At 48.2% G+C, this 5,495-nt stretch carries 5 protein-coding genes; 1 reads left to right on the forward strand and 4 read right to left on the reverse strand.

Annotated elements, in window-relative coordinates; translation table 11 throughout:
• Positions 1-507: hypothetical protein (locus ACMUOV_RS08410; RefSeq protein WP_413854694.1), on the reverse strand; the 507-nt coding region annotated here is incomplete at its 3' end.
• A gap of 40 nt (positions 508-547) precedes the next feature.
• The gene (locus ACMUOV_RS08415; protein WP_413854695.1) at positions 548-772 is read right to left on the reverse strand and encodes a hypothetical protein; all 225 of its coding nucleotides are present in this window, start codon (positions 770-772) and stop codon (positions 548-550) included.
• Between the two features lie 260 nt (positions 773-1,032).
• On the opposite strand from ACMUOV_RS08415, the gene ACMUOV_RS08420 reads away from it, so the two are divergent.
• Positions 1,033-3,837, forward strand: coding sequence for a UvrD-helicase domain-containing protein (locus ACMUOV_RS08420; protein WP_413854696.1), 2,805 nt, complete (start codon positions 1,033-1,035; stop codon positions 3,835-3,837).
• Here the strand turns inward: ACMUOV_RS08420 and ACMUOV_RS08425 are convergent.
• Together ACMUOV_RS08425 and ACMUOV_RS08430 are read right to left on the reverse strand one after the other, a co-directional pair.
• Positions 3,832-4,368, reverse strand: a complete 537-nt coding sequence (locus tag ACMUOV_RS08425) for a hypothetical protein (RefSeq protein WP_413854697.1) — start codon at positions 4,366-4,368, stop codon at positions 3,832-3,834. The two genes, ACMUOV_RS08420 and ACMUOV_RS08425, sit on opposite strands and share 6 nt — an antisense overlap.
• A gap of 27 nt (positions 4,369-4,395) precedes the next feature.
• Entirely contained in the window at positions 4,396-5,271 is an 876-nt protein-coding gene (locus tag ACMUOV_RS08430) for a Bro-N domain-containing protein (protein WP_413854698.1), read from the reverse strand.
• Positions 5,272-5,495 lie beyond the last annotated feature (224 nt).

Here is a 5,495-nt window from a genome sequence, read left to right on the forward strand (position 1 = left end):
AATATTCTCTGTAATCTCAAAGCATCGAAGAAACACTTCTCCGGCAGGTATGGAGCCATAATAAAAGTCATAATCATAGATTCCTCCCTGACCACCATCCCAGATTTGAAGATATGTGTTTATATCCAAACTGTCTATTGCAACAGATAGAGCAGAGCTCTCTAATGGAATACTGTATTCCAGGCCATCAGGTATTTTATGTTTTTTACCAAAGTCATCATAGCCGGGTCCCCACATTGCTGAAAAGGCAAGCATCCCTCCGAGGACGACAATCGTCACCAAAGATAATACAAACGAGAGAAAACACTTCAGCCATTGCTTATTTATCAGTAAGATGACCCATGAGGCGAGCAGTGCGATTAACGTCAATAATAACAGGATACCGACAATGGTTTCAAATACGGTAGGCGGGGCGGTCATAAAAAGGACAAGCATAATGATCATGACAAACGCCATGAAAGCGATGAGTGTCCACCAATATTGAATAATGAACTTTTTCATTTCCAAGGATTTCTACAAATATAATAAAAAGCCCCAACAATTCCTCTTATTCCAGGGATAGTCCCAAAATGGGTGAATAACCAAAAACTGCCAAGGAATCAACCTCGACAGTTTTGTAATTTATTGATTTATAATATATTATAAAATCAATACTCTTCCTCGTTCCAAAAACCGAATAGTCGTTTCTCACAGCACTAGGAGGCTGGTTTTCGCAAATTGCGGTAAATTTTGCGGTAAGTCTGAGGGGCATTAAAAGGCCGTAAAAGGCCATCCTGCGACGACTCACCAAACAAGAATTCCGCCCGTGGGAAAACAAAATCCCTATCAAAACTCCACCGCATGGGAGTTACCGCAAATATACGTGTATTGTGCATATAATCCAATGGAATTTGTTAACTTTGTATTTACACTGAACAAATACGATAGCAATGCCATTTTGATGGTTCCACAGCCATGTCCTTCTTCAACCGCATATTCTCAGATAAGCGCAAAAAGCCACAGGAGACTCCGCAAAAGCAGGAGCCAGCCTTAGTGGTACCAGATGCGCCCACGCCGGAGTATGCGTCCCTTATGCAGTTCACCCAGCGACTCAACAGCCTTTTGCTTGAAGATAAGTACCTGGCCAGGAGTGACTATCGCCGATTAATTAACGATTATGCCGAAGTCAACACCTTCTTCGCCAATATGAAGACGGCCAAGACCACCAGCTACTACTGCCAGGCTAATGGGATTGACTCAGCGTCCATCGAAGCCTTCCTCCGCAATTACGCCGACCTTGCCGACCTGAAGGATGGCTCCACCAATATCCAGCAGCACAATCAGACATACCTGCAGCGCCACCTCGTCTCGGAGAAGCATTACCTGGACACCGTACTTTCCAAAGTCGATCCCGCCATCTCCCTGGACGAAGAGCAGCGCAAGGTGGTTCTCACAGACGAAGATTATATGCTGGTCGTGGCCGGCGCAGGTGCAGGAAAGACCACCACTGTGGCCGCCAAGGTGAAATACCTTGTGGAATGCAAGCACGTCGTACCAGAACAGATACTCGTCATCTCGTTCACCAACAAGGCTGTGGGCGAACTCCGCGACAAGATTAACAAGGCCCTGAAGATAAACTGCCCAGTCACCACCTTCCACAAGACCGGCTACGCCATTCTCCGGAAACAGGATGCCGACAAAAAGAATGTCGTTGACAGCGGTTTCATGTTCGATGTCATCAATAACTACCTGAAGAACGATGTCCTACGGGAGCCGGAGATGGTGAATAAACTCATCCTCTTCTTCGGTAGTTATTTCGATGCGCCGTACGAAGGTGACGACCTCAATGCCTTCTTCAATTACATCTCCAAGGCTGACTTCTCTACGATGCGCTCCAATATGAACGAGTACGTGGAGACCATCACAAACAAGCGTACCGGCAAATCAATCACCATCAATTACGAGTCACTGCGCTCTGCTCAGGAAGTTCAGATTGCAAACTTCCTGTACCTCAATAAGGTTGATTACGAGTACGAGAAGATATATCCCTATAGTTTCCGGAAGTCTTACAAGCCCTACACCCCTGACTTCACCATCAAGCAGGGCGACAGGACCATCTACATCGAGCATTTTGGCATCACGGAAGACGGTACCCATAACCGCTATACCAAAGCCGAACTGGAACGCTATAAGAAGGAGGTCAATGACAAGGTCCAGTTCCACCGCGACCACGGCACGGAACTCATCTATACCTTCTCCCAGTACAAGGATGGACGCCCGCTGCTTGAGCATCTGAAAGAACAACTAATTGCGGCTGGTATCACCCTGGAACCTCGCTCCGAACAGGAAGTCTATCAGAAGATCGTATCCACCGAGGAGAATAAATACATCCTCAAACTGGTCCGCCTCCTCTGCACCTTCATCCAGAACTTCAAGACCAACGGCTACGACACGGACAAGTTCCGCGAAATGCACCGGATGACCGATAACGTCCGCACAAAACTCTTCCTGGATGTTTGCCACCAATGCTACCTGGAGTACTCCAAGAAGTTGAAGGAGCGTGGCGCTGTGGACTTCGAGGATATGATAAACGATTCCGCCAAGATTCTGCAGGAGCAGCAGGATATGGGCGAGAAACTGAACTTCAAATACATCATCATCGACGAATACCAGGACATCTCCCGGCAGCGATTTGACCTTGCCCGGGCGTTGTCCCAGATTTGCGATGCTAAGATTATCGCCGTGGGCGATGACTGGCAGTCCATTTATGCCTATGCCGGCTCAGACATCACCCTCTTCACTCACTTTGCCGAGATAATGGGCTACGGGGAAGAGTTGAAGATAACCAAGACGTACCGCAACTCGCAGGAGGTTATCGACATCGCCGGTAGTTTCATCCAGAAGAACTCGTCGCAGATAAAGAAATCGCTCATCAGCCCCAAGCATATCGATTTCCCCATCATCATTGAGTCTTATTCCGAGGATGGCGACAAGAAAGACCTCGAAGGGAAGGGCGGCAAGTTCTTCCTGCAGGCACAGGCTGTCGAGCGTTGTATCGGCCAGATAATGGAAGCAAACGCCAAGGAAGGGAAACCAGCCAACTCGTCCATTCTCCTTATCGGCCGATATGGATTCGATGCTTTCAACCTCAGTCGCAGTGGCCTGTTTACCTATTTCGAGAGCACCGGCGATGTCAAATCGAAGGCATATCCCAAAGCCAAACTGACATTCCTCACAGCCCACCGTTCCAAAGGTCTGGGCTACGACAACGTCATCATCATCAACGCAGTGAACGCCGTCTATGGCTTCCCGTCCAAGATTGAAGACGATCCTGTGATGAAACTGGTCATCCGCGAGGACCGCACCATTGAGTATGCCGAAGAGCGCCGCCTGTTCTATGTGGCGATGACCCGCACCAAGAATAGAGTCTACATAGCAGTGCCTCAGCAGCGCCCGTCACGCTTCGTGGCAGAACTGGTCCAGGAATACGACAAGGTCTGCGTGAACGGAGAACTGGACATCTCCAAGACCGATTCTCCCGACATCTCTATGATTAAGCGCTGCCCGATTTGTGGCTATCCGCTCCAGTACAAGCATAAGAAAGACCTCGGTCTACGCCTCTGGATATGTACCAATGAGCCGGAAATCTGTGATTTCATGACCAACGACCTCTCCGGCGGCATCCTTCCTATCCTCAAGTGCGACTGCTGCAAGGATGGCTACCTGATTGTCCGAAAGAAAGACTATCAGCCGTTCCTTGGCTGTACGAATTATAAGGAAGACAAGAGTGGATGCAACCGCAGAATCAACTTGACCTATTACGAGAATATGCTGAAGTGCGGAGAAATCGAGCTATAGCTTAAAGAGATTCTCAAGGATAAAGTGCTGCGCGTTGGCGTCATAGGATATAGCAAGGTACTGCCCCTGTGAGCCATCTCTCCATGCGGATGTCATTCCAATGGATGTTCCGAGTTCTGTCGGAGCCTTGTATTTGCGGCCGTCGCTGCTTTGCTGCTCTATCAGGTATCCTACCGATACCAGCCACTGGGTGACCTTTGATGCGGCCAGAGGCTGCATATTATCCGGAATCTCCTTATTGATCTCCTTGACGAACATAGCAATTCCTGTCCTCTCGGCAATATAGACCTTTGACGCAATCTCCGGAGTGAGCTGGAATTCCAATTCATACTGCTTCTGCTGGGAGCCCTTCTTCTTCCCAACACCTTCAAGCAGGCTGGATACATAGAATAGACAGCGAGAAATGTGAACGTTATTCACGATGTCGCTATCAGGAAGAACTCTATCATCAAATGGATTCATCCCGTTAGCAAGTTTGTTAATCCAGTCAATTGCGACTTTCAGTTTGTTCTGGTCAATGTTGGATGCCATATTGATACAGATTAAAGAATCAGCTAGTTATTCCTTTTGTCCGTCATTGTCCGCATCCTCATCCGCTCCAAACTCTAATTCCGGCTGCTGTGATGCAATGTAGCGTTTCATGCTGAGCGGACTGACGACTTTTTTGCCTGTCTGCTTTTCAAAGGCTTCCTTGGCAACTTTGGCGACGGATCCGCCGCGTGCGGCTACCCGGGCGTGCTCGGACATGGTTTCCGGGTGTTCTTCCTTGGTGATATTGCTGGTGGTAAGTTCGGCCAGCATATTCATCACCAACTCTTCATTGGTCATATTGTCCCGGAGGTTCTCTTGCTTGAGGCCTTTTAGGTGTTTGTATTCGCGGGCGGTAAGGCCAGCCCAAGTATAGTAGACAATATCTGTAAGAGTAGCGTAACCCACTCCTTCTTCTACACCGTGAGCTTTCCACTGGTCGGTTAAGTCTTTGCGAATCTCGATACTCTTGAGGCGTTGGTTAATCCAGTTGTCAGAATAACCCAGCCTCTTGTAATCCTGGAGGGACTGCTGGATGCCCAGCTCCGGGTCCTGCATCTGGTGAATCCTCTCAGCGCCCACCTGCGCGAGCCAGCGCTTGAATGGCTCGGCTTTCTTGGAGGGTATGGACTGGATGATGCGGAACATTCCTTCCAGATTGGCAAAATTCTCTTTCTGAGGGCCTCCAGGAGTGTGAACGATAAGGGGGTGGACAATTTGTCCCCACCCTTTTGCTAGTTCCGGTTCGCGGCGCCGCATCTTGGAAAGGTAATCTTTGGGATCCTTCGCATCGGCGAGTACCAAAACTACATCTTTGATAGAGAAATACCATTTCTCTTCGCTCTCTATCCATATCGTCCGGACTTTCTGATTCTCGAACAACTGTATTTTATCTATATCTGACATAGCTCGACTGTTTCTACAAACCTTAGATTTGCAGCGTAGTTTTCTGTTCCAAGGTTTGTGCAACAAAAATAGTAAATTTATGCCGATATTGAAAGTTAAACTAAAGGACAATGGAGCCGGGCGGTTCTCAATTTTTACAAATGGGTAAGACCCGTCTATATTTTTTGCCCCGCCCGGCCCGTTGATCCAGGACCTGAATAAGAATATCCTTAGATGCAATAAGG

Source organism: Candidatus Ruminimicrobium bovinum (assembly GCF_902760015.1).
GTDB classification, from domain to species: domain Bacteria; phylum Elusimicrobiota; class Endomicrobiia; order Endomicrobiales; family Endomicrobiaceae; genus Ruminimicrobium; species Ruminimicrobium bovinum.

What these genes read in the sequence shown, in the direction of transcription:
- ACMUOV_RS08415 (WP_413854695.1), bottom strand. Translation starts at nt 772, where the DNA reads ATGGCCTTTTACGGCCTTTTAATGCCCCTCAGACTTACCGCAAAATTT.
- ACMUOV_RS08425 (WP_413854697.1), bottom strand. Translation starts at nt 4,368, where the DNA reads ATGGCATCCAACATTGACCAGAACAAACTGAAAGTCGCAATTGACTGG.
- ACMUOV_RS08430 (WP_413854698.1), bottom strand. Translation starts at nt 5,271, where the DNA reads ATGTCAGATATAGATAAAATACAGTTGTTCGAGAATCAGAAAGTCCGG.